Annotated in this window: 18 protein-coding genes, 1 tRNA gene and 1 riboswitch; of the genes, 13 read left to right on the top strand and 6 right to left on the bottom strand. The window is 71.8% G+C overall.

What is annotated here, in order from left to right; all coding sequences use genetic code 11:
• Positions 1 to 239: 239 nt before the first annotated feature.
• The 8 genes from ASG04_RS07545 (at position 240) to ASG04_RS07510 (ending at position 9,490) form a co-directional block, all read left to right on the top strand.
• A complete protein-coding gene (locus tag ASG04_RS07545; RefSeq protein WP_056122037.1) occupies positions 240 to 1,244 on the top strand; it encodes an aldo/keto reductase family protein in 1,005 nt (334 codons plus the stop codon).
• A 385-nt stretch (positions 1,245 to 1,629) separates the two neighbouring features.
• A complete protein-coding gene (locus ASG04_RS07540; RefSeq protein ID WP_082517879.1) occupies positions 1,630 to 2,259 on the top strand; it encodes a GtrA family protein in 630 nt (209 codons plus the stop codon).
• A complete protein-coding gene (locus ASG04_RS07535) occupies positions 2,256 to 3,806 on the top strand; it encodes a glycosyltransferase (protein WP_082517878.1) in 1,551 nt (516 codons plus the stop codon). The genes ASG04_RS07540 and ASG04_RS07535 overlap by 4 nt, the downstream gene beginning before the upstream one ends.
• Entirely contained in the window at positions 3,803 to 5,791 is a 1,989-nt protein-coding gene (locus ASG04_RS07530; protein WP_056122034.1) for an ArnT family glycosyltransferase, read from the top strand. The genes ASG04_RS07535 and ASG04_RS07530 overlap by 4 nt, the downstream gene beginning before the upstream one ends.
• A 37-nt stretch (positions 5,792 to 5,828) precedes the next feature.
• Positions 5,829 to 6,671, top strand: coding sequence for a DUF4397 domain-containing protein (locus tag ASG04_RS07525; RefSeq protein WP_082517877.1), 843 nt, complete (start codon positions 5,829 to 5,831; stop codon positions 6,669 to 6,671).
• Between the two features lie 94 nt (positions 6,672 to 6,765).
• Positions 6,766 to 7,923 (top strand): glycosyl hydrolase family 8, encoded by a 1,158-nt coding sequence (locus tag ASG04_RS07520; protein ID WP_056122032.1) that lies wholly within the window; start codon positions 6,766 to 6,768, stop codon positions 7,921 to 7,923.
• An 11-nt stretch (positions 7,924 to 7,934) separates the two neighbouring features.
• The gene (locus ASG04_RS07515; RefSeq protein WP_162241699.1) at positions 7,935 to 8,648 is read left to right on the top strand and encodes a class F sortase; all 714 of its coding nucleotides are present in this window, start codon (positions 7,935 to 7,937) and stop codon (positions 8,646 to 8,648) included.
• A gap of 47 nt (positions 8,649 to 8,695) precedes the next feature.
• A complete protein-coding gene (locus tag ASG04_RS07510) occupies positions 8,696 to 9,490 on the top strand; it encodes a polyprenol monophosphomannose synthase (protein WP_056122027.1) in 795 nt (264 codons plus the stop codon).
• 86 nt (positions 9,491 to 9,576) lie between these two features.
• Here ASG04_RS07510 and treZ read toward each other — a convergent pair whose 3' ends face one another.
• Genes treZ through glgX form a run of 3 tightly spaced genes read right to left on the bottom strand, consistent with a single transcriptional unit; the run spans position 9,577 to position 16,063 of the window.
• Entirely contained in the window at positions 9,577 to 11,340 is a 1,764-nt protein-coding gene (gene treZ / locus ASG04_RS07505) for a malto-oligosyltrehalose trehalohydrolase (protein ID WP_056122026.1), read from the bottom strand.
• Positions 11,337 to 13,820 carry a malto-oligosyltrehalose synthase gene (gene treY / locus ASG04_RS07500; protein ID WP_056122024.1) on the bottom strand — a complete coding sequence of 828 codons (2,484 nt, stop codon included), beginning with the start codon at positions 13,818 to 13,820 and terminating at the stop codon, positions 11,337 to 11,339. The genes treZ and treY overlap by 4 nt, the downstream gene beginning before the upstream one ends.
• Positions 13,817 to 16,063, bottom strand: coding sequence for a glycogen debranching protein GlgX (gene glgX / locus ASG04_RS07495; RefSeq protein WP_056122022.1), 2,247 nt, complete (start codon positions 16,061 to 16,063; stop codon positions 13,817 to 13,819). Before glgX ends, treY begins: the two co-directional genes overlap by 4 nt.
• Before the next feature lie 117 nt (positions 16,064 to 16,180).
• On the opposite strand from glgX, the gene ASG04_RS07490 reads away from it, so the two are divergent.
• From ASG04_RS07490 to ASG04_RS07470, 5 genes are all read left to right on the top strand, one after another.
• Entirely contained in the window at positions 16,181 to 16,501 is a 321-nt protein-coding gene (locus tag ASG04_RS07490; RefSeq protein ID WP_056122020.1) for a hypothetical protein, read from the top strand.
• A gap of 67 nt (positions 16,502 to 16,568) precedes the next feature.
• A riboswitch (TPP riboswitch) is annotated at positions 16,569 to 16,680 on the top strand.
• Positions 16,672 to 17,361 carry an ECF transporter S component gene (locus ASG04_RS07485; protein WP_056122018.1) on the top strand — a complete coding sequence of 230 codons (690 nt, stop codon included), beginning with the start codon at positions 16,672 to 16,674 and terminating at the stop codon, positions 17,359 to 17,361. Its footprint overlaps the riboswitch before it by 9 nt.
• Positions 17,358 to 18,989: an ABC transporter ATP-binding protein gene (locus tag ASG04_RS07480; RefSeq protein WP_082517876.1), complete on the top strand. Its 1,632-nt coding sequence runs from the start codon at positions 17,358 to 17,360 to the stop codon at positions 18,987 to 18,989. Before ASG04_RS07485 ends, ASG04_RS07480 begins: the two co-directional genes overlap by 4 nt.
• 59 nt (positions 18,990 to 19,048) lie before the next feature.
• Positions 19,049 to 19,879 carry an energy-coupling factor transporter transmembrane component T family protein gene (locus ASG04_RS07475; RefSeq protein ID WP_235515473.1) on the top strand — a complete coding sequence of 277 codons (831 nt, stop codon included), beginning with the start codon at positions 19,049 to 19,051 and terminating at the stop codon, positions 19,877 to 19,879.
• Positions 19,872 to 20,441 carry an AAA family ATPase gene (locus ASG04_RS07470; RefSeq protein ID WP_235515472.1) on the top strand — a complete coding sequence of 190 codons (570 nt, stop codon included), beginning with the start codon at positions 19,872 to 19,874 and terminating at the stop codon, positions 20,439 to 20,441. Before ASG04_RS07475 ends, ASG04_RS07470 begins: the two co-directional genes overlap by 8 nt.
• Before the next feature lie 32 nt (positions 20,442 to 20,473).
• Here ASG04_RS07470 and ASG04_RS07465 read toward each other — a convergent pair whose 3' ends face one another.
• From ASG04_RS07465 to orn, 3 genes are all read right to left on the bottom strand, one after another.
• On the bottom strand, positions 20,474 to 20,818 hold the full coding sequence (locus ASG04_RS07465; protein ID WP_056122016.1) for a metallopeptidase family protein: 345 nt from the start codon (positions 20,816 to 20,818) through the stop codon (positions 20,474 to 20,476).
• An 85-nt stretch (positions 20,819 to 20,903) separates the two neighbouring features.
• Positions 20,904 to 20,979: transfer RNA gene (locus tag ASG04_RS07460), tRNA-His, on the bottom strand.
• Positions 20,980 to 21,046: 67 nt separating this feature from the next.
• Positions 21,047 to 21,685 carry an oligoribonuclease gene (orn, locus tag ASG04_RS07455; RefSeq protein WP_056122014.1) on the bottom strand — a complete coding sequence of 213 codons (639 nt, stop codon included), beginning with the start codon at positions 21,683 to 21,685 and terminating at the stop codon, positions 21,047 to 21,049.
• Positions 21,686 to 21,996 lie beyond the last annotated feature (311 nt).

The following is a 21,996-nucleotide window of genomic DNA, read 5'->3' as shown; positions in this document are numbered from 1 at the left end:
GTCGTGATTCCGCCCGCTCGCGGGGGGGGGGGGCGTGATTTCGCCCGCTCGGACACGGCACCCGCGCACCCGGGCACCCGCGCACGCAGGCACCCAGGCACCGCGCACTCGGACAAGGCACCCGCGCACCCAGGCACCCGGGCACCCGGGCACCCGCGCACCCGCGCACCCGGGCACCCGCGCACCCAGGCACTCGCAGGCCCACCCAGCGACGGGCGGGCTCCGGTAGCGTCGGCAGCATGGAATTCAGGTACCTCGGCAACTCCGGACTCAAGATCTCCGAGATCACCTACGGCAACTGGTTGACGCACGGCTCGCAGGTCGAGAACGACGTCGCGACCCAGTGCGTGCAGGCGGCGCTCGAGGCCGGCATCACCACGTTCGACACCGCGGACACGTACGCCAACACCGCCGCCGAGAGCGTCCTCGGCGAAGCGCTCAAGAGCGAGCGTCGCGCGGGCCTCGAGGTCTTCACGAAGGTCTACTGGCCGACCGGCCCGAAGCAGCACAACGACGTCGGGCTCAGCCGCAAGCACATCATGGAGTCGATCAACGGCTCGCTGACGCGGCTCCAGACCGACTACGTCGACCTGTACCAGGCGCACCGGTACGACCACGAGACCCCGCTCGAAGAGACCATGCAAGCGTTCGCCGACGTGGTGCGCCAGGGCAAGGCGCTCTACATCGGCGTGAGCGAGTGGACCGCCGAGCAGATCCGTGCGGGTGCGGCACTCGCGAAGGAGCTCGGCTTCCAGCTCATCTCGAACCAGCCCCAGTACTCGATGCTGTGGCGGGTCATCGAGGGAGAGGTCGTCCCTGCCTCGAAGCAGCTCGGTCTGTCGCAGATCGTGTGGTCACCCATCGCCCAGGGCGTGCTCACCGGCAAGTACAAGCCGGGTCAGCCGCTGCCCGAGGGATCGCGTGCCACCGACGAGAAGGGCGGCGCCGACATGATCAAGCGGTTCATGCGCGACGAGGTCCTCGAGGCCGTCCAGCGACTCCAACCCGTCGCCGACCAGGCGGGCCTGACGCTCGCGCAGCTGGCCATCGCGTGGACGCTGCAGAACGAGAACGTGGCGAGTGCGATCGTCGGGGCCTCGCGGCCGGCGCAGGTCACCGACAACGTCAAGGCCGCCGGCGTCCGACTCGACGCGGATGCACTGCAGGCGATCGACGCGGCGCTCGGTGACATCCCCGAGCGGGACTCGTCGAAGAGCGTCAGCCCGGCGTCCCGACCGGCCTGAGCCGACCGGGGTCCCGACCGGCCTGAGCCGACCGGGGTCCCGACCGGCCTGAGCCGACCGGCGTCCGGAGCGACCTGAGCCGACCGGCGTCCGGACCGGCCCGGTTCGATCCGCCGACCCGCTCAGGCCGGCCAGAGCCTCCACACCGTCCGGCCGGACTGTCCGATCTCCGCAGCTTCCTCGGCTGACCCCCGACGCACAGACCGTTCCAGGGCCCGCGGCGCCCCAGCCGCGGGCCCTTCCCCATGTCGACGCGGAAGTGCAGGATGCACCACGACGACGGCGACGTACCCCGGATGAACAGCACGTGTCGTGAGGCTGGCAGGGTGCTGACCAGGTCCGTACCCCGACCAAACCCCCACGCGAAGCCCCCCGAATCGGGGGCATGACCTCCACCGAGACCCTCGTTGTGGTGCCACCCGTCCAGGGGGCACCCGACAGCACCGTCCCGGACGCCCAGCAGCACCCCGCCGGGCAGCACCCCGCCGGGCAGCACCCCGCCGGGCAGCACCCCGCCCAGCGTCACCCGACCCGACGACGCTCGCCCCTCGTCGACCGCGCCGTGCGCCTCGTCGCCGCCAGCCGCCAACTCGTCTCGTTCGGCGCCATCGGCCTGCTCTGCTTCGTCATCGACCTCGGCGTCTACAACCTCCTGCGCCTGACGGTCCTCGACGACAAGCCCATCGCCGCGAAGGTCGGCTCCGCCGTCGTCTCGACCGCGGTGGCCTGGGTCCTCAACCGGTTCATCACCTTCCGGTCCGAGCGCACCACCGGTCGCGGTGCGACCGCCCGCGAGGGCGTGCTGTTCGCCGTCACCAACCTCATCGGACTGGGCATCGCCGCAGCGTGCCTGTTCGTCTCCCACTACGTCCTCGGATTCACCTCCACCCTCGCCGACAACGTCGCCGGCAACGGGGTCGGTCTCGTCCTCGGCACAGCGTTCCGCTTTGCCGCCTACAAGACCCTCGTCTTCCGTTCCCCCGACGCTCGCCGCACGAAGGAGCTTGCCGAATGACCATCCTGACCACGCTGACGCTGGCAGCAGGCCCGCTGCTGCAGCCGCAGGAACAGCCGGGCACGAACGACGTCCCGAACCGCGGCACCACCTCCGTCCCGACGGGAGGCTCGGGTGGCGGCACGCAGGCCGCCTGGTCGGTGGGCGAGTGGATCGGCTACTCGGCCCTCATCGCCATCTCCGTGCTCCTCACGCTGGTCGCGCTGTCGACCCTGTGGTGGATGCTGCACGCATGGCGTTCACGCGACGCGCTCCGCGCGACGAGCTTCAGCCCGACGCCGCGTCCCGCCGCGCACCGCTTCACCCTGCTCGTGCCCGGTCGGCACGAGGAGGACGTGATGGGGCAGACGCTCGACATGCTCGCGAAGCAGGACCACCCCGACTTCGAGATCATCGCGATCGTCGGTGAGGACGACCCCGGCACCGACCGGGTCGTACGCGAGGCCGCCGCCCGCCACCCCGGCCTGATCAAGGTCGTGGTGGACGACACCCTGCCGAAGAACAAGCCGAAGGCCATGAACCTCGCACTCAAGGAGGCGACCGGCGACATCGTCGGTGTGTTCGACGCCGAGGACGAGGTGTACCCGCACCTGCTCACCCTCGTCGACTCCCGGTTCCAGGAGACCGATGCCGACGTCGTGCAGGGTGGCGTGCAGCTGATGAACTTCCGGTCCAGCTGGTGGTCGCTCCGCAACGTCCTCGAGTACTACTTCTGGTTCCGCTCGCGCCTGCACTTCCACGCCGAGTCGAAGTTCATCCCGCTCGGCGGCAACACCGTCTTCGTGACCAAGGCGCGCCTGGACTGGTCGAACGGCTGGGACGCGCACTGCCTCGCCGAGGACTGCGAGCTCGGGGTCCGGCTGTCCGCCGACGGCGCCAAGGTCGTCGTGGCGTACTCGCCCGAGGCGGTCACCCGCGAGGAGACCCCGCCCACGTTCGCGTCGCTCCTGAAGCAGCGCACCCGGTGGAACCAGGGCTTCCTGCAGGTGCTCGAGAAGGGCGAGTGGAAGAAGCTCCCGACCCGCAAGCAGCGCTTCTTCGCCCGCTACCTGCTCACGATGCCCTTCATCCAGGCAGCGACGGGTCTGCTCATCCCGCTCAGCGTCGTGATGATCGCGTTCGTGAAGGTCCCGACCGTCATCGCGCTCATCTCGTTCATCCCGCTCGCACCGACCCTGATGCTGCTGGCGGTCGAGATCGCCGGGCTCGGTGAGTTCGGCCGGCTCTACAAGGAGAAGGTCCGGGTCCGCGACTACGTGAAGCTCGTGCTCGGTCTCGTGCCGTACCAGGTCTTCCTCGCCGCAGCAGCGGTCCGTGCCGTCGTCCGCCACTCGCGCGGCCAGAACGGCTGGGAGAAGACGGAGCACACCGGCCAGCACCGCACCGCAGGCGAGCAGCCCGAGGTCGTCGGGTTCGCCTCCGCCGTCACCGAGCCGGACACCGAAGGGCAGCCGGCCGCGCACGACCAGCACAGCGACGACCAGCACACCGACGACCAGCAGCCCTCGTCCGACCGCCAGCCCGCCTACGCAGGAGGTGACCGATGACCGCCAGCATGACCAACACGACCGGGATCCCGATCCGCGGTGCCCAGGCATCCAGCGGCATCCGCGCCTGGTTCCAGGTGCACGCCCGCAGCCTGGCGTGGCTCCTGCCCGTCCTCGCGATCGCCGTCATGGTCCAGGTGTGGAACATGACCGGCACCCCGCAGCGCATCGACGACGAGGGGACGTACACCGCCCAGGCGTGGGCGATCACGAACCTCGGCGAGCTGACCCACTACACGTACTGGTACGACCACCCGCCGCTCGGCTGGATCCAGATCGCGGGCTACACCTCGCTGACCGGGGCGTTCGCGCGCTACCCGTTCGCCGTCGAGGCCGCCCGTGAGGCAATGGTGTTCTTCGCCGCCGCCTCGGCCGTGCTGCTCTTCGTCCTGGGTCGTCGCCTCGGCATGCACCGCTCGGCCAGCGCCGCCGCGGTCCTCGTCTTCGCGCTGTCGCCCCTGGCCCTGCAGTACCACCGCACGGTGTACATCGACAACGTCGCGACGCCGTGGCTCCTCGCCGCGTTCGTGCTCGTGTTGAGCCGCCGTCAGCAGCTCGCCGGCTTCGTCGGCGCCGCGGCGTGCCTCGGCATCGCGGTGCTCAGCAAGGAGACGTACCTGCTCGCGCTGCCGTTCCTGATCTGGATGGCCGTGCGTCGCGCCGACCCGAGCACGCGTCGGTACACGCTGAGCGTCGCCGGAGCCGTCCTCGCCGTCATCGGCGGTGGGTACATCCTGCTCGCCGCGGTCAAGGGCGAACTCGTGCCCACCCCGGGCAAGGTCAGCCTGCTCGAGGGCATCACCTACCAGCTCGGCAGCCGCCAGGCGAGCGGGTCCGTGTTCACCGGGGGCAGCCTGGCGAACGAGGCCGCCGCGCAGTGGTGGGCGCTCGACCCGGCGTTCATCGTGCTCGGCTCCGCCGCGGCCGTCGTGGGGCTCTTCGTGCGACGGGTCCGCCCGATCGCTGCGATGCTCGTCTTCCTGCTCGCGTTCATGTTCCGCCCGAACGGCTACCTCCCGGTCCCGTACGTGATCATGCTCGTGCCGTTCGCCGCCCTCCTCGTCGCCTTCCTCGCGGAGCGGTCCGTGCTCGCCGTCACCGGCGTCACGGCATTCGGCGCGAAGAACCGCGCGCGTGCCGGTGCCCGCCGGGTGCTCGGCACCACGTGGGCGCTCGTCACCGCCGCCGCGCTCGTCGTCGCCGTGCCGCTCTGGGGTTCGCAGCTGCGCGGGTTCCTGATCACCGACCTCGACCAGCCGATGGCGCAGGCCGAGAACTGGATCGGCGACAACGTCGACAAGTCCTCCCGGATGCTCGTCGACGACGCCATGTGGGTCGACCTGGTCAAGGACGGCTTCGCCCGGAACAACGTCGTCTGGTACTACAAGCTCGACACGGACGGAGCGGTCGAGAAGCAGTCGCCGAACGGCTGGAAGGACTCCGACTACGTCGTCACGACGGACTCGATGCGCACCGGCGGGAACTCCTCGTCCGACGTGCGCCAGGCGATCCAGAACTCGACGGTCGTCGCGAGCTTCGGCACCGGCAACCAGATGGTCGACGTCCGCCAGATCCACCCGCAGGGCGAGGCCACCGCGAAGCAGGAGATCACCCGCGCGTCCGACCAGCGCAAGACGCTCGGCACCCAGCTCGCGCAGAACCCCGCACTCGACGCCGACGCCGGCACCCAGTCGCAGTTCCGGGCCGGGCAGGTCGACTCGCGGGCGATGCTCGCCCTCGGACAGGTCCTCGCCGACCGGTCCGTGCAGGTCGCGCGCTTCACGCCGATGTCCGGGGAGACGGGGCTGTCGTTCCGCCGCCTGGTCCTGACCGCACAGAGCCCCGAGGCCGCGGTCCGCACCGAGCGGACGTTCAACGCCATGGCGACGGCCTTCCGACCCGAGTCGGTCGAGCGGGACGGCGACACCCTGACGGTCGTCTTCCCGACCTCCGATCCGACGACCACCACGATCAGCGCATCGTGACCGAACCCAGCACGACCCGACCCGAAGGAGCACGACCATGAACGCCGCTGCACCCCAGACCACGACCGCACGTCACCCCCGCCGTCGCATCGCGGTGGTCGGAGCCCTCGCCGCGACCCTCGTCGCCGCCACCGTGGGCCTGGCCGCCCCCCAGTCCGCGACCGCCGCCACCGACGACGGCTGGCTCCGCGTCGGCCACCTGTCGCCCGACACGAAGGGCGTCGACGTCGAACTGTCGAGCCTGGCCGGCGGCAAGAAGGTCTTCGGGCTCGACGACGTCACCTACGGCCAGGTGAGCGGGTACCAGGAGCTCCCGAGCGGCACCTACGTGCTCTCGATGCGCGCGGCCGACGCTCCGGACTCCACGCCGGTCATCTCGACCGACGTCACGGTGCAGCCCGGCAACGCCAGCACCGTCGTCGCCTACGGCAAGAACACCTCGCTGAAGACCGCGGCCTACACGGACGACCTGCAGCAGCCGGGCGACGGCAAGGCGAAGCTCCGGCTCGTCCAGGCCGCCACCACGGCGAAGAAGGTCGACGTCACCGCGTCGGACGGCACCCAGGTCGCCTCCGACGCCGCCTTCGGCTCGGCATCGCAGTACGCGACCGTCGCCGCGGGCAAATGGGACCTCGACGTCTCCGGTGGTGGCCAGACGGGCAGCGCGAAGCTGGACCTGGCGGGCAACACCGTCTCGACCCTGTTCGTCCTGGACGACAGCAAGGGCGACCTGACGATCGTGCCGGTCACCGACGCGGCGGCGACCGCCACCACCCCGAGCGGCGGCGTCCAGACGGGTGGCGGCGGCACGGCCGCCGACCGCGGCGCGACCGACTTCCTGCACTCGGTGATCCGCGCGTTCCGCGGACTGTTCCACTGATCCGGACTGGAGGCCCGGACCGCCTGAGCCGATCCGCTCACGTGGTCCGCGCCTCCCGTCCCGTGCCCCACCCACCAGCAGAGAGCGAGCCAGCATGACCCGCAGGAACTGGATCCCCGTCACCGCCGTGGCGCTCACGGCCGTCGTCGTCGCCGGGGGGATCGCCGTCGCGGCGGTCCGCCCCTGGGCCGACCCGGCACCGGACGCCGGGGGCGCGTCCACACCGACCTCGACCACGGCGCCGAGCGGTGTCCGCTCGGCGGCGCAGCTCCGCACCGACTTCCTCGACCGCTACGTCGAGGACGGCCGCGTGGTCCGCAAGGACCAGGGCAGCGACACCGTCAGCGAGGGGCAGGCGTACGGCCTGCTCATCGCCTACGCCGCGGGTGACCGGGAGCGCTTCGGCGACATCTGGTCGTGGACGAAGCGCCACCTGCTGACCGACGACGACCTGCTCGCCTGGCGCTGGACGCCCGACGGCGGGGTCGCCGACGACCAGTCCGCGTCCGACGCCGACCTCGACGCTGCACGGGCACTCGTGCTCGCGGGGAAGACCTGGGACGACGACCGGTACACCGCGGCGGGCAAGCGCATGGCCGCCGCCGTGCTCGACCACGAGACCGCGACCACCGACCTCGGCCGCATCCTGCTGCCCGGTCCCTGGGCCGACACCGAGCCGTACCGCTACGACGCCTCCTACGCCTCGCCCGCGGCCTACCGGGTGCTCGCCGAGGCCACGGGCGACGACCGCTGGCAGGAGCTCGAGCGGGGCTCGTCCGCTGCGACCGCGGCCGTGCTCGACAAGACCGACCTGCCGAGCGACTGGTCGCAGGTGCACGCCGACGGCAGCGTCGACCCGATGCCCGCCACCGGGAACGACGCCCGCGTGCTGTACGGCTACGACGCCATGCGTCTGCCGGTCCGGTACGCCGAGGCGTGCACCACCGCGGACCGGGCACTCGCCGGGTCCATCGCGCCGACGCTCCGTCGGACGACCCAGCTCGCCGCGCAGCTCGACCTCGGCGGCACCGCCGTGACGGGGGACCGGAGCGCCCTGGCGTACGTCGCCCGAGCCGCCGCCGAGCAGGCCTCCGGTGCGACCGGTGCCGCGACCGCGGACCTCGAGCGCGCGGACCGCACCTCGGCCACCACGCCGACGTACTACGGCGACGCGTGGGCCGCCCTCGGTGCCACGATGCTCACCTCCGACGTGCTCGGCGGATGCGCCGGCGACGCGGGAGGCGCCTCGTGAGCGGGCGTCGGGTGGCTGCCCGCACCCCTTCGCGGTGGTCCGGACGGCGCCTCGGGGTCGTCGTCGCCGGTGTGGCGACGGTGGTCGTGGCGGCTGCCGTGGTCACCGGTGTCGCCGTCGCCGCGGGCAACGCGCCCGTCGCGGCACCGACCTCCGGGCCCGGGGCGTCGTCCTCGGGGGCTGCCGGGGCCTCCGGGTCCGCTGCTCCGGGGGCCTCCGGTGGCGGGGACCGGGACACGACCGGGTTCCAGGACCCGGCGGCTCCCGTGGCCAAGTCCGACGCGACGCCCGTGCGCGTGACGATCCCGGCCATCGGGGTCGACGCCGCACTGGAGGACCTGCACCGCGGGTCGGCCGGCGAGCTCGACCCGCCGACCGGGTGGGACGACGCCGGCTGGTTCAGCGACGGCATCGTCCCCGGCGAGGTCGGTCCCGCCGTCATCGCCGGCCACGTCGACAGCCCGACCAGCGCCGCGGTGTTCTTCCGCCTGGACGAACTCGTGTCGGGTGACCAGATCCACGTCGCGATGACCGACGGCACGACCCGGACCTTCACCGTGGACCGCACCGAACGGGCTGCGAAGTCGGCGTTCCCGACGAGCGACGTCTACGGCGTGACCCCCACGCCGACCCTGCGGCTCATCACGTGCGACGGCACCTTCGACACCGCCACCGGGCACTACACAGACAACCTGATCGTGTTCGCAGAGCTGTCGGACTCCTGACCCAGCACACGCCCGATACGTTCGACCAGAAGCACCCGAGGAGCATCATGAGCGAGACCCTGGTCATCATCCCGACCTACGACGAGGCGGAGAACATCCGTCCGATCGTGGAGCGCACCCTGGCCGCCACCGATGAGCACGTCCACGTGCTGGTCGTCGACGACAACTCGCCCGACGGCACCGGCGACATCGCCGACGCCATGACGACGGAGACCGACCGGGTGCACGTGCTCCACCGCACCGAGAAGAACGGGCTCGGCGGTGCCTACCTGGCCGGCTTCGACTGGGGCCTGGCGAACGGGTACGACAAGCTCGTCGAGATGGACGCCGACGGCTCGCACCACCCCGAGTACCTGCCGTGGATGCTCGAGCTGGCCGACTCGAACGACCTGGTCCTCGGCTCCCGCTGGATCCACGGCGGCGAGGTCGAGAACTGGCCGTGGCACCGCGAACTGCTCTCCCGCGGCGGCAACCTGTACACGCGACTCGCGCTCGGCATCGCCGTGCGGGACGCCACCGGCGGGTTCCGCGTCTTCACCCGGTCGGCGCTCGAGCGCATCGACCTGTCCGGGATCGCGTCCAAGGGGTACTGCTTCCAGGTCGACCTGTGCTGGCGTGCCCTCGAGGCCGGCCTGCAGGTCGTCGAGACGCCGATCACGTTCACCGAGCGTGAGTTCGGCGTGTCCAAGATGAGCGGCAACATCGTCCGCGAGAGCCTGACCCTCGTCACGAAGTGGGGCATCGACCGCCGGCTGCGCGAAGTCCGTGCGCTCGCAACGGAGCACAAGCCGCTGCCGTCCGTGCGGCGCAACGCCCACGCCGTGGCGAACCCGATCCGCTGAGGGTCCCGGGACTGCTCCCCGACACGACAGGGGCGGGACGGCTTCGGCCGTCCCGCCCCTGTCGTGCGTGGTGTCGCGGCGTCGCGTCAGCGCACGACCAGGATCCCGCGCCCGTTGAAGTGGACCGTCTCGGGGTCGTCGTCGTCGACCGAGGCGGCCCCGAAGGCGTAGAGGACCTCGCCGGTCGCCCCGGGCACCGGCACGGTCGCGGCGTCGTCGAGGAAGTTCACCACGACGTGCACCGGCGACGCGGTCGGACCGAGCAGCCCACGGGTGAGCACGAGCCACCGCTGGTCCTCGTCGAACCGCACCGCGTTCGCCTCGTAGCGGGGGTCGACGAAGGCCTCGTCGGTGCGCCGGAGTGCGACGAGCACACGGTAGGCGCGCAGGATCGCCGATCCGCGCGCTGACGCCGCGTCGGACCAGTCGAGCTTGGAGTCCTGGAACGTCGCCGGGTCCTGCGGGTCGGGGACGACGGACTCGTCCCACCCGTGCTGTGCGAACTCCTTGATGCGTCCCTCGGCCGTCACCTTGCCGAGCTCGGGCTCGGGGTGCGAGGTGAAGAACTGCCACGGGGTGGTCGCGGCGAACTCCTCGCCCATGAACAGCATCGGCGTGAACGGGCCGAGCAGCGTCAGGGCAGCCGCGATGACCAGCCCCTCGTCGTCGAGCGTCGCGGCCAGGCGGTCTCCGGTGGCCCGGTTGCCGATCTGGTCGTGGTTCTGGTTCGCGACCACGAGCGCCGTCGCGGGGGAGGTGCCGCGGTCGATCGGCCGCCCGTGCCGCTTGCCGCGGAACGAGGACCAGGTGCCGTCGTGGAAGAAGCCCTCGTGCAGCACCTTCGCCAGCGCCGACAGCGGCGCGAAGTCGGCGTAGTACCCGGTCGTCTCGCCTGTGAGCGCGACGTGCACCGCGTGGTGGAAGTCGTCGGACCACTGCCCGGCGAGCCCGTAGCCGGCGGCGTCCTGCGAGCGGAACATGATCGGGTCGTTCAGGTCGGACTCCGCGATCAACGACCGCGGGATGCCCGTGAAGCTCGCGAACGCCTCGGACTCCGATGCCATCTCGGCCAGCACGTGCGGCCGCGAGGTGTCACGGATCGCGTGCACGGCGTCGAGCCGGAGCCCGTCGACGTGGTGGTCGCGCAGCCACATCCGCACGTTGTCGAGGACGTAGCGGCGGACCTCGGGCTCCTCGACGTTGACCGAGTCGCCCCAGGTGTTCGCCAGGCCCTGCGTCAGGTACGGGCCGTACAGCGGCAGGTAGTTGCCGCTCGGACCGAGGTGGTTGTAGACGACGTCCTGGATCACGCCGAGCCCCAGCGCGTGCGCGGTGTCGACGAAGCGGTCGTAGGCGTCCGGTCCGCCGTACGGTGCGTGCACGGCGTACCACGCGACGCCGTCGTAGCCCCAGTTCCACTCGCCGTTGACGCCGTTGACCGGCAGCAGCTCGACGAACTCGACACCCAGTTCGACCAGGTGGTCGAGCTTGGCGGCGGCCGCGTCGAGCGTGCCCTCGGGCGTGTAGGTGCCGATGTGCATCTCGTAGATGACCGCCCCGCGGGCCGGACGACCCGTCCACGACTCGTCGGTCCAGGCGAACCGCGCGGGGTCGACGACCTCGGACGGGCCGTGCACGCCCTCGGGCTGGCATCGGCTGCGGGGATCCGGTCGGACCGCGTCGTCGTCGTCGATGCGGAACCCGTAGCGAGCGCCCACGACGGGGACGATCGCATCGGTCCGCCACCAGTCGTCGTCGCCGCGGATCAGCGGGTACTCGGCGCCGTCGACGACCAGGCGCACGCGCTCGGGGGTCGGCGCCCAGACGGCGTAACGGTCGGGTGCGGTCATGCGTGACCCTCCAGGATCTCGATCTCGGCCTGCGCGTCCGTCTCGGCCAGCGCGTCCGTCTCGGCCGGCGCGTCCGTCTCGGGTGCGGTCGCGTCGGGTTCGGCGGGCTGGTCGGTCGCGGCGTCAGCGTGGCCGGCCGCCCCGAGGCGGTCCGCCGGCACCAGCAGTGCGACGGGGTAGGTGGTGAGCAGCTCGGCGAGCTGGATGCCGCGCGTCGCCGGGATGCGCCGACCCGTGAGGACGTCGACGCGGTCGACCGGGACCGGGTGGATGCAGGTGTCACCCCACCCGCCGACCCGTTCGAGACCGATCGGCAGACGGGTGGCGACGGTCACCGCACCGCCGCGGTCGAAGGCGACCACGTGGTCGGCCGCGCTGCCCGTGGCCTCGACCGCGAGGTGCCGCGAGAAGAGGTCGGGGTGGTCGCGCCGCAGTCGCAGGGCACGGCTGGTGACCAGCAGCTTCGCGGCACCGTCGAGGCCGACCGAGGGCAGGACCTCGGGGCCGTCGTCGTCGGGGCCGTCGAGTTCGGCCAGGACACGTCGGCGCTCGGCGTAGTCGACCGCACGGCGGTTGTCCGGGTCGACCAGGGAGCGGTCCCAGAACTCGGTGCCCTGGTAGACGTCGGGGACGCCGGGAGCGGTCAGCTGGACGAGCTTGAGTCCGAGGCCGTTCGACCAGCCGGCGGCGTTGATCCGGTCGTCGAGGTCGTCGAGCACGGCGACCACGGTCGGGTCGTCGAACGCGGCGTCGACGAGGGCGTGCATCCGCCCCTCGAAGTCCTGGTCGGGGTCGGTCCACGTCGTGCTGTCGCCGGCCTCGCGCGACGCCTTCTCGGCGTAGGCGTGCAGGCGTTCCCGGCTGGCCGGACGGGCACCGACGATCGCCTGCCAGAGCAGGTTCGCGAACACTTCGTCCTCGAGCGGCGCGAGGGTGTTCAGCCGTCGGAACGTCTCGGTCCACTCGTCGCCCAGTTCGGCCAGCACCGCGATGCGGGCGCGGGTGTCCTCGCTCCGCTTGGTGTCGTGCGTGGTCAGCGTGGTCATCGTGTGCGGCCAGCTCGCCAGGCGCTCGCGCTGTGCGGCGTGGAACTCGTCCACCGTGACGGCGAAGATGCTGGGGTCACCGCCGACCTCGCTGAGCGAGCTGAGCTTGGCGGAGCGGTAGAACGCGGTGTCCTCGACGCCCTTCGCCATCACCATCCCGCTCGTCTGCTGCAGACGGAGCCCCGCCGCACTGGACGGGTCCACCAGCGTGGGGGCGATGCGGTCGATGACGTCGCTCAGGTCCGGTCGGGTCTCGGCGGCGCCCTCGAGTGCGTCGATCAGGTACCGGGAACCCTCGGGGAGGTAGGTCCGGTACACGTCGAAGCACGCGATGACCTCGGCGAGGGCGTCGACCAGTCGAGCGTGGTCGATCTCGGACCCGTCGGCCTCGAGCAGTCGGGCCAGGCGCTCGACCTCGCTGCCGAGGATCCCGTCGGCGATGCCGCGGCGGGTGTCGTGGGTGAGGGCGTGCCAGTCGGCGGGCTCCGACTCGACGGTCGCCCAGAGGGACTCCTCGCCGCGGGGGTCCACGAACACGCGGTCCATGGTGCCGAGCGCGTCGTACCCGGTCGTGCCGTCGACCGGCCAGCTGGCGGGCAGTTCCTCGCCCGGTTCGAGGATCTTCTCGACGAGCGTGTAGGCGCCACCGGTCAGGGCGCGGAGGTCCTCGAGGTACCCGGCCGGGTCGTACAGGCCGTCCGGGTGGTCGATCCGGAGCCCGTCGACCAGGCCGTCGCGGAACCACTCGCCGATGACGGTGTGCGAGGCCGCGAAGACCTCGGGGTCCTCGACGCGGATCGCCGCGAGCGTGTTCACCGCGAAGAACCGGCGGTAGTTCAGGTCGTGGTCGGCGCGCTTCCAGTGGATGAACTCGTAGTGCTGCCGGTCGTGCACGGTCTGGACGTCGTCCCCGGCGTGCACCGTGCCGGGTGCCGTCGGGTAGGCGGTCGGTCCGACGCGCAGGACCGGGCGGTCCGGGTCGCTGGTGTCGAGCTCGACCCCGTCGAGCATGCGGTCGTCGAGCACGGGGACCCGCAGGCGACCGTCACCGGCCTGCCAGTCGACGTCGAAGGCCGATGCGACCGGGCTCTCCTGGCCGCGCTCGAGGAGCGACCACCACCACGGGTTGGACTCCGGGGTGGCGACCCCGACGTGGTTCGGGACGATGTCCACGAGCACGCCCAGTCCGGCCGTGTGAGCCGCCTGTGTCAGTGCACGGAACGCGTCGTCGCCGCCGCGCTCGGTGTCGACGTGCGTGTGGTCGACCACGTCGTACCCGTGCGCGGAACCGGCCTCGGCCTGCAGCACGGGTGACAGGTAGAGCCAGTCCGCACCGAGGTCGCGCACGTACTCGACGACGTCGGTCGCGGCGGACAGGTCGAAGTCCGGCGAGACCTGCAGCCGGTAGGTCGAGACCGGGGTCCGCTTGGTCACTGGGGTGCTCCGTTCTGCGCCGTGGCGCTGGGGGCCGTGGAACCGGCCGGGTTCGCCGGGGTGACCGCGTCCTGCGGTGCCCGTGGCGCGGGGGCGCCGGCCGTCTGGGTGTCGACCGGGGTGACCGTGACCTCGTGGTCGGGCTCGGCGCGCAGCACGATCATCGACCGGGCCGGGACGTCGAGCGGCGACCCCGCGTCGAGGACGGTCTCGCGGGCTCCGGGTTCGGCCGTGTCGATCCGGACGGTCCACCCGGGGGAGTACTCCTCTGGCGGGAGCGTGAACCGCACGACGTCGTCGTGCGCGTTGAAGTACGTGATGAAGGCCACGTCGGTGACCCGGTCGCCGCGGGCGTCGCGCCCCCGGATGCCGTCACCGTTGAGGTACATGCCGACGCTCTTGCCGAAGCCGGAGTCCCAGTCCTCGGGTTCCATCGCGTCGCCCGACGGCGTCAGCCACACCACGTCCGGCAGGGGTTCGTCCTGACCGCGCCGGACCGGACGGCCGTTGAAGTACCGGGTCCGTCGGAAGGTCGGGTGGTCGTGCCGGAGCTTGAGCAGGTCGGCGGTGAACTGGACGAGGTCCTGGTCCGCGGTCTCCCAGTCGATCCAGCTGATGGCGGAGTCCTGCGCGTAGACGTTGTTGTTGCCGGACTGCGTGCGTCCGAGCTCGTCGCCGTGCGCGATCATCGGCACGCCCTGGCTCAGCAGCAGCGTCGCCAGGAAGTTCCGCTGCCGCTGGGTGCGCAGGGCGTTCACCGCCGGGTCGTCCGTCGGGCCCTCGGCCCCGGAGTTCCACGAGCGGTTGTGGCTCTCGCCGTCGTTGTTGTCCTCGCCGTTGGCCCGGTTGTGCTTCTCGTTGTAGGCGACCAGGTCGTACAGCGTGAAGCCGTCGTGCGCGGTGATGAAGTTGATGCTGGCCTTGGGGGTGCGGCCGTCGTGCTCGTACAGGTCGGCCGAGCCCGAGATGCGGGACGCGAACTCGCCGAGCGTCGAGGGCTCGCCGCGCCAGAAGTCGCGGACGGTGTCGCGGTACTTGCCGTTCCACTCGGACCACTGCGGGGGGAAGTTGCCGACCTGGTAGCCACCGGGGCCGACGTCCCACGGCTCGGCGATGAGCTTGACCTGCGACACGATCGGGTCCTGCTGGACCAGTTCGAAGAACGCCGACAGCCGGTCGACCTCGTAGAACTCACGGGCGAGTGCGGCCGCCAGGTCGAAGCGGAAGCCGTCGACGTGCATCTCGGTCACCCAGTAGCGCAGCGAGTCCATGATGAGCTGCAGCGAGTGCGGGTGGCCGACGTTGAGCGAGTTGCCGGTGCCCGTCACGTCCATGTAGTACCGCTTGTCGTCGTCCATCAGACGGTAGTAGGCGGCGTTGTCGATGCCGCGGAACGACAGCGTCGGGCCGAGGTGGTTGCCCTCGGCGGTGTGGTTGTAGACGACGTCGATGACCACTTCGATGCCGGCGCGGTGCAGCTCGCGCACCATCGTCTTGAACTCCTGCACCTGCTGGCCACCGTCGCCCGAGGACGAGTAGTGCGAGTGCGGTGCGAAGAAGCCGATGGTGTTGTAGCCCCAGTAGTTCGACAGGCCCTTGTCCTGCAGGGTCGAGTCGTTGACGAACTGGTGCACGGGCATGAGCTCGAGGGTGGTGATGCCCAGGCGCTGCAGGTGCTCGATGACCGCCGGGTGCCCCACGCCGGCGTACGTGCCGCGCTGGTCTTCGGGGACGTCGGGGTGGGTCTCGGTGAGGCCCTTGACGTGCGCTTCGTAGATGACGGTCTCGCCGTACGGGATGCGCGGGGCACGGTCGCCCTGCCAGTCGAAGAACGGGTTGATCACCACGCCCTTGACCATGTGCGCGGCCGAGTCCTCATCGTTGGTCGAGTCGGGGTCACCGAACGTGTACGAGAACAGCGACTGGTCCCAGTCGATGTCGCCACTCGTGGCCTTGGCGTAGGGGTCGAGCAGCAGCTTGGCGGGGTTGCAGCGCGAGCCGGTCGCGGGGTCGTACGCGCCGTGGACGCGGAACCCGTAGAGCTGTCCGGGGCCGATGTTCGGCAGGTAGGCGTGCCAGACGTAGGCGTCGACCTCGACGAGCGGGACGCACTCCTCGGTGCCGTCGTCGTCGAAGAGGCAGAGCTCCACGCGTTCGGCCACCTCGCTGAAGATCGCGAAGTTCGTCCCACTGCCGTCGTACGTCGCGCCGAGCGGGTAGGGGTTGCCGGGCCAGGTGTGCAAACGAGCCTCCAGGTGTCTCGATGAGCGTATCGACGCCTTCCTGTGCTGTCCGCCGCCCCGAGAGGCCTGTGGACAGCTCCAACCGCTCACAGGGGTGCTCCGGAGTAACCTCACGCCATGACCAACATCGTCACGCAGATCGCAGACAAGGTGCGCCCCGTCGGCGTCTCCACGAACTACGGAGACCCGGTCGAGGTCGGTGACCAGACACTCATCCCGGTGTCGGTCGGCTGGTTCGGCTTCGGGGGTGGCGGCGACGACCAGAACGGGGGCGGTGGTGGCGGCGGCGCGACGCTCCCCGTCGGCGCCTACGTCCGTCGCCCCGGCAAGGACCTGGAGTTCGAACCGAACCTCATCTCGCTCATGGTGGTGTGCATCCCGGTCATCTGGGTCACGGGCACGGTCCTCCGCAAGCTCATCCGCGTCCTCAAGAAGTAGGCCCGACCGAGCACGAGCACGACACCACTGCCGGACGTCACAACCGTGGCGTCCGGCAGTACACTGCTGGGACACACACGGGAGTCCGGGATCGCCGGGCTGAGAGGGAGCGAGCAGCGCTCCGACCGTCGAACCTGATCCGGGTCATGCCGGCGCAGGGAGGAGTCCACATGCCTGTCGGCACGTCGTCAGCAGTTCCGTCCACCACGGTGCCCACCGTGCGCCGTTCCCTCCGCTGGCGAGTCGTCGACATCGTCGTCGCCAGCGTCCTGGCCGTCGCCGTCGGCGTGGTCTTCAAGCTCTGGGAGCTCGGCTACGAGCCGCTCTCCGCCGCGGTCGCTCTGCTCCTGCCCGGCACGCAGGCCCTGTTCGGCGGGGTCTGGCTCCTGGCCGGTCCGATCGTCGCGATCGTCGTGCGCAAGCCGGGCGCGGCCCTCTTCGCCGAGATCGTCGCCGCCAGCGTCGAGGCGCTGCTCGGGACGCAGTGGGGCTGGAGCACGCTCGAAGCCGGCCTCGTCCAGGGGCTCGGCGCGGAGATCGTCCTTGCGCTGTTCCTGTACCGCGTGTACCGACTGCCCGTGGTCGTCCTCGCCGGGGCCGCCGCCGGTCTCGCGATGGGCATCAACGACTCGGTGCTCTGGTACGCCGGGTACGACGCCGCGTTCAAGGGCGTCTACATCGTCTGCGGAACCATCTCGGGTGCGGTCATCGCCGGCCTCGGTTCGTGGCTCATCGTCCGCGCCCTCGCCCGCACCGGGGTGCTGTCCTCGTTCGCGGCCGGTCGCGAGCACGCCGGTCGCGGAGACGGCGGGCGCGGCGGTCGCGAGCACGGCGGGCGCCGCCCGACCACCGCGGCGTGACCGGGGCGGGTACGCACCCCGCCCGGATCGAGTTCCGCGACTGGGGCTGGCGCTACGCCGGGCGGGACGCCTGGGCGGTCCGCGGCCTCGACCTGCTGGTCGAGCCCGGGGAACGCGTGGCCGTCGTCGGTGCCTCGGGTGCCGGCAAGTCGACGCTGCTGCGTGCCGTCGCGGCGGTCCTCTCCGACGAACCCGACCCCGACGACGAGACCGCTGCGTCCGTGCAGGGAACGGTGCTCGTCGACGGAGCGGCGCCCGGGACCGTCCGCGGCCGGGTGGGTCTGGTCATGCAGGACCCCGAGGCCCACACCGTGATGTCCCGTGTCGGCGACGACGTGGCCTTCGGCTGCGAGAACCTGGGCGTGCCGCGGGCCGAGACCTGGGCGCGCGTGCGGGCAGCGCTGGACGTCGTGGGACTCGACCTGCCGCTCGACCGCTCCACGACCATGCTGTCGGGCGGCCAGCGGCAGCGTCTGGCGCTCGCCGGGGTGCTCGCGATGCGCCCCGGCGGGCTCGTGCTCGACGAGCCGTGCGCCAACCTCGACCCCGACGGCGTCCGGCAGGTGCACGACGCGGTCCGTTCCCTGCTCGACGACACCGGCGCGACGATGCTCGTGGTGGAGCACCGGATCGGCACGTGGCTCGACCTGGTCGACCGGCTCGTGCTGCTGGCCCCCGGCGGCGGTGTGCTGGCTGACGGTCCGCCCGCCCGGGTCCTGGGCGAGCACGCCGCGTCCCTGACCGCAGCCGGCGTCTGGGTGCCCGGCGCGGATCCGGCGCAGGGTTCCGCTCGGTCGCCCGACCCCGTGCGCGGACCGGTCGGTCACCCGGACCTGCTCGTGGCAGCGGGGCTCGGCACGGCCCGGGGGAAGCGTCATCCCGTCGGGCACGGCATCGACCTCACCATCCGTGCCGGCGAGGTGCTGGCCGTCACGGGGCCGAACGGCGTCGGCAAGTCGACGCTCGGCCTGACGCTCGCCGGACTCCTGCGCCCCGCGGACGGCACGCTCCGCGCAACCGACGCACTCACGACGACGACCGCCACCCCGGCGGCCACGACGACCACGACGACCACGACGACCGCCACCCCGGCGGCCACGACGACCACGACGACCACGACGACCGCCACCCCGGCGACCACGACGACCGACGCTGCCCCGCACGCCTGGACCAGCCGCCAGCTCGCCGCCCGCATCGGCACGGTCTTCCAGGACCCGGAGCACCAGTTCGTCGCCCGCACCGTCCGCGAGGAACTCGCCGCCGGCCCGGTCGCCCTCGGCACCGACCCCGATGAGGTCGCGGCCCGCGTCGACGACCTCCTCGCGGCGTTCGGCCTCGCCCACCTGGCGGACGCGAACCCCTTCACGCTGTCCGGGGGAGAGCAGCGCCGGCTGGCGATCGGCACCGTCGCGGCCACGCGTCCGCCGGTCCTCGTGCTCGACGAACCGACCTCGGGGCAGGACCGAGCCACGTGGCAGGCCGTCGTCGGACGGCTCGGTGCCCTCGCGGACGCCGGGACCGCCGTCGTCGCCGTCACGCACGACCGGGACCTCGTCCGTGCGCTCGACGCCCGCGAGGTCGTCCTCACCGCCACCGGCCTGACCGACCCGACCCCGGATCCGTCGTGACCGCCCCGACGACGCGCGCCGACCCGCCCGGACCAGCCGGACCTCCCGGGCGATCCGGCGTGCCGGCCGAGCGCAGCACCGGCGAGTCGGCCGACCGCAGCACCGGCGAGCCGGCCGACCGCAGCACCGCCGTGCCCACCGCTTCCGGGGCGCGCCGCCCCGTCCAGCCCGTCGCGACCCTGCTCGGCGTGCTCGGACTCGGGCTGTGCCTGGTCCTCAGCCTCGACGTCGTGTCGGCCGCCGTGGCCCTGGCCCTCGAGCTGGCACTCGCACCGCTCCTCCGGGTCCCGGTCCGCCGGTTGCTGGTGGTCGCGTCCCCGGTGCTGCTCGCGGTTCCGCTGACCGGGGTGAGCATCGCGCTGTACGGACGGGCCTCCGGCCGGGAGTGGTTCGACCTCGGCTTCGCCCACGTCACGGACGGGTCCCTGGAGCTGGCGCTGGCGACGATGCTGCGGGTGCTCGCCGTCGGGCTGCCGAGTGTCGCGCTGTTCGTGCGCGTCGACCCGACGGACCTGGCCGACGGGCTCGCGCAGGTGCTGCGACTGCCGGCGCGCTTCGTGCTCGGCGCCCTCGCGGCGATCCGGATGACGACCCTCCTCGGCCAGGACTGGCGGCAGCTCGGGATGGCGCGGCGCGCACGCGGGCTCGGCGACGGTCCGCGGCTCCGGCGCGGGGCCTCGATGGCGTTCGCGCTGCTCGTCATCGCGCTGCGGCGGGCGACGACGTTGGCCGTCGCGATGGAGTCCCGCGGCTTCGGCGCCCCCGGACGACGGACGTGGGCCCGGGCGGCGCCGTTCGGCGGACGGGAGTGGGGCATGGTCGCGCTCCTGGTCGGCATCGGGCTCGTCTCGATCGCGGTGTCGGTGGCGGCGGGCACCTGGCGTGCCTGAGACGGACGACCTGGAGGCACGCCTCGCCTCCGTCAGGCAGCTCGCCTCCGTCGGGCGGCTCGCCTCGCTGTCGCGTTCGGCTCCACCTGGGGCCGGCGGTCGCTCGGTCGTCCTGGTCGACGGACGTTCCGGGACCGGGAAGACCACGCTCGGCGCGGCGCTGGCCCGCGAGCTCGGTGCGCAGCTGGTGCACCTCGACGACGTCTACCCGGGGTGGGACGGGCTCCGGGCTGCTGCGGACGCGGTGGTCTCGGACGTGTTGGGTCAGCCCTCGGGCCACCGACGCTGGGACTGGGGTGCCTCGGCACCGGCCGACTGGGTCGCACTCGACCCGTCCGCGCCGATCGTGATCGAGGGGTGCGGGGCGCTCTCGCGGGCGTCGGCCCCGCTGGCGTCGGTGCGCGTGTGGCTCACCGCGGACGACGCCGTCCGCAAGCGTCGGGCACTCGACCGGGACGGTGAGGTGTTCCGGGCGGAGTGGGAGCGGTGGGCCCATCAGGAGGACGCGTTCATCGCCGCGGAGCACCCCGAGGCGTTGGCGGACATGGTGCTGCGGTCCTGAGCGGCGGTCCCGGCGGGGCTGTCAGCGCGGGCTCATGCCCACCCGAGCTCGTGCAGGCGTTCGTCGTCGATGCCGTGGAAGTGCCCGATCTCGTGCACGAGGGTGGTGTGGACCTCGTCGCGGAGCTCCTGCTCGGTGTCGCACGCGGCCAGGTGCTGCTTCCGGAACACCACGATCCGGTCGGGCAGCTCGCCGAAGCCGTACTGGCCGCGCTCGGTCGCCGCGACCCCGTCGTAGATGCCGAAGAGCTCGGAGCCGTCCTCGGGTTCGTCCTCGACGACGAAGACGACGTTGTCGAGGCCGTCGACCATCTCGTCCGGGAGCAGGTCGAGTTCGTCGGTCACGAGGGCGTCGAAGGCCTCGGGGGACATCTCCATCACGGCATCGATCGTGGCACGGGTGCCTGCGAAGACGGGAGAAGGGCCCCGTCGCGACGGGGCCCTTCTTTCCAGTGTTCAGAACTGGGGTGAGTAACGGGGCTCGAACCCGCGACCTCCTAGACCACAACCAGGCGCTCTACCAGCTGAGCTATACCCACCACGTGCACTCCGGCGAACCGGAAGCAACCACTCGATTGTAGTACACGCCGGAGGCCCCGCGGGACACTACTCGGCGGACTCCGGTGCCAGGCGCGGCGCCCAGGCGGCGACGACCTCGGCGGACACGGCGCGGACGTCCTCGGTCGTGGGCCCGGGCTCGGCGACGAAGCCCGCGCGCCGGTAGTACTCGAGTTCGCGGATCGACTCGAGGATGTCCGCCAGGGCGCGGTGCCCGCCGTGCTTCTCGGGGGCGTTGAAGTACACGCGCGGGAACCAGCGCCGGCAGAGCTCCTTGATGCTCGACACGTCGACGCTCCGGTAGTGCAGGTGCCCGTCGACGCGCGGCATGTACTTCGCGAGGAACGCGCGGTCGGTGCCGATCGTGTTGCCCGCCAGGGGAGCGGCGCCCTCGGCGGGGACGTGGGCGAGGATGTACTCGAGCACCTGGTACTCGGCGTCCGCCAGGGACACGCCGTTCGGGATCTCCTCGGCCAGGCCCGACGTCGCGTGCATGTTCGTCACGAACTCGTTCATGTTGTCGAGCGCCGACTGGTCGGGCTTGATCACGATGTCGAAGCCGGGGTGCACGGGGTTCAGGTCGAAGTCGGTGACGACCACGGCCACCTCGACGAGTTCGTCGACCTCGACGTCGAGGCCCGTCATCTCGCAGTCGATCCAGACGAGGCGGTCATTCGCTGTTGCCATGCACACGATCCTATTCCCGGCCACGGACGCAGCCGGACGGCTGGGGATGACCCGCCCCCTGGAGGCCCGGTGCCGGTCCGCCGGACCTGCTGCGGGCCTCCAGGCGGTCCCGCTCAGAGCCCCGCTCGCCCTGGCCAAGTCTCCGCCTGCCCCGCTCCGCTCCCTGCAGCCCCCCTCCGCTTCTCGAGCGGGCGGAATGCCGGGGTGGTCCCGTTGCGCGACCCTGCGGTTCCGCCCGCTCGCGTGCGAGCACGGGTGTGCCGTGCGCGTGCCCGGGGCCGTGCACCTGCCCGGCCGGTCTGCGGTCGCCC

Origin of the sequence: Curtobacterium sp. Leaf183, from assembly GCF_001424385.1 — a bacterium.
GTDB lineage: Bacteria > Actinomycetota > Actinomycetes > Actinomycetales > Microbacteriaceae > Curtobacterium.
The sequence above is the reverse complement of the archived record's forward strand: the minus strand, read 5'-3'. Positions and strand labels throughout refer to the sequence as shown.

Excerpts from the sequence above, each read along its gene's own strand:
- ASG04_RS07545 (WP_056122037.1), top strand. The coding sequence starts at position 240 with ATGGAATTCAGGTACCTCGGCAACTCCGGACTCAAGATCTCCGAGATC.
- ASG04_RS07540 (WP_082517879.1), top strand. The coding sequence starts at position 1,630 with ATGACCTCCACCGAGACCCTCGTTGTGGTGCCACCCGTCCAGGGGGCA.
- ASG04_RS07535 (WP_082517878.1), top strand. The coding sequence starts at position 2,256 with ATGACCATCCTGACCACGCTGACGCTGGCAGCAGGCCCGCTGCTGCAG.
- ASG04_RS07530 (WP_056122034.1), top strand. The coding sequence starts at position 3,803 with ATGACCGCCAGCATGACCAACACGACCGGGATCCCGATCCGCGGTGCC.
- ASG04_RS07525 (WP_082517877.1), top strand. The coding sequence starts at position 5,829 with ATGAACGCCGCTGCACCCCAGACCACGACCGCACGTCACCCCCGCCGT.
- ASG04_RS07520 (WP_056122032.1), top strand. The coding sequence starts at position 6,766 with ATGACCCGCAGGAACTGGATCCCCGTCACCGCCGTGGCGCTCACGGCC.
- ASG04_RS07510 (WP_056122027.1), top strand. The coding sequence starts at position 8,696 with ATGAGCGAGACCCTGGTCATCATCCCGACCTACGACGAGGCGGAGAAC.
- treZ (WP_056122026.1), bottom strand. The coding sequence starts at position 11,340 with ATGACCGCACCCGACCGTTACGCCGTCTGGGCGCCGACCCCCGAGCGC.
- ASG04_RS07490 (WP_056122020.1), top strand. The coding sequence starts at position 16,181 with ATGACCAACATCGTCACGCAGATCGCAGACAAGGTGCGCCCCGTCGGC.
- ASG04_RS07485 (WP_056122018.1), top strand. The coding sequence starts at position 16,672 with ATGCCTGTCGGCACGTCGTCAGCAGTTCCGTCCACCACGGTGCCCACC.
- ASG04_RS07465 (WP_056122016.1), bottom strand. The coding sequence starts at position 20,818 with ATGGAGATGTCCCCCGAGGCCTTCGACGCCCTCGTGACCGACGAACTC.
- orn (WP_056122014.1), bottom strand. The coding sequence starts at position 21,685 with ATGGCAACAGCGAATGACCGCCTCGTCTGGATCGACTGCGAGATGACG.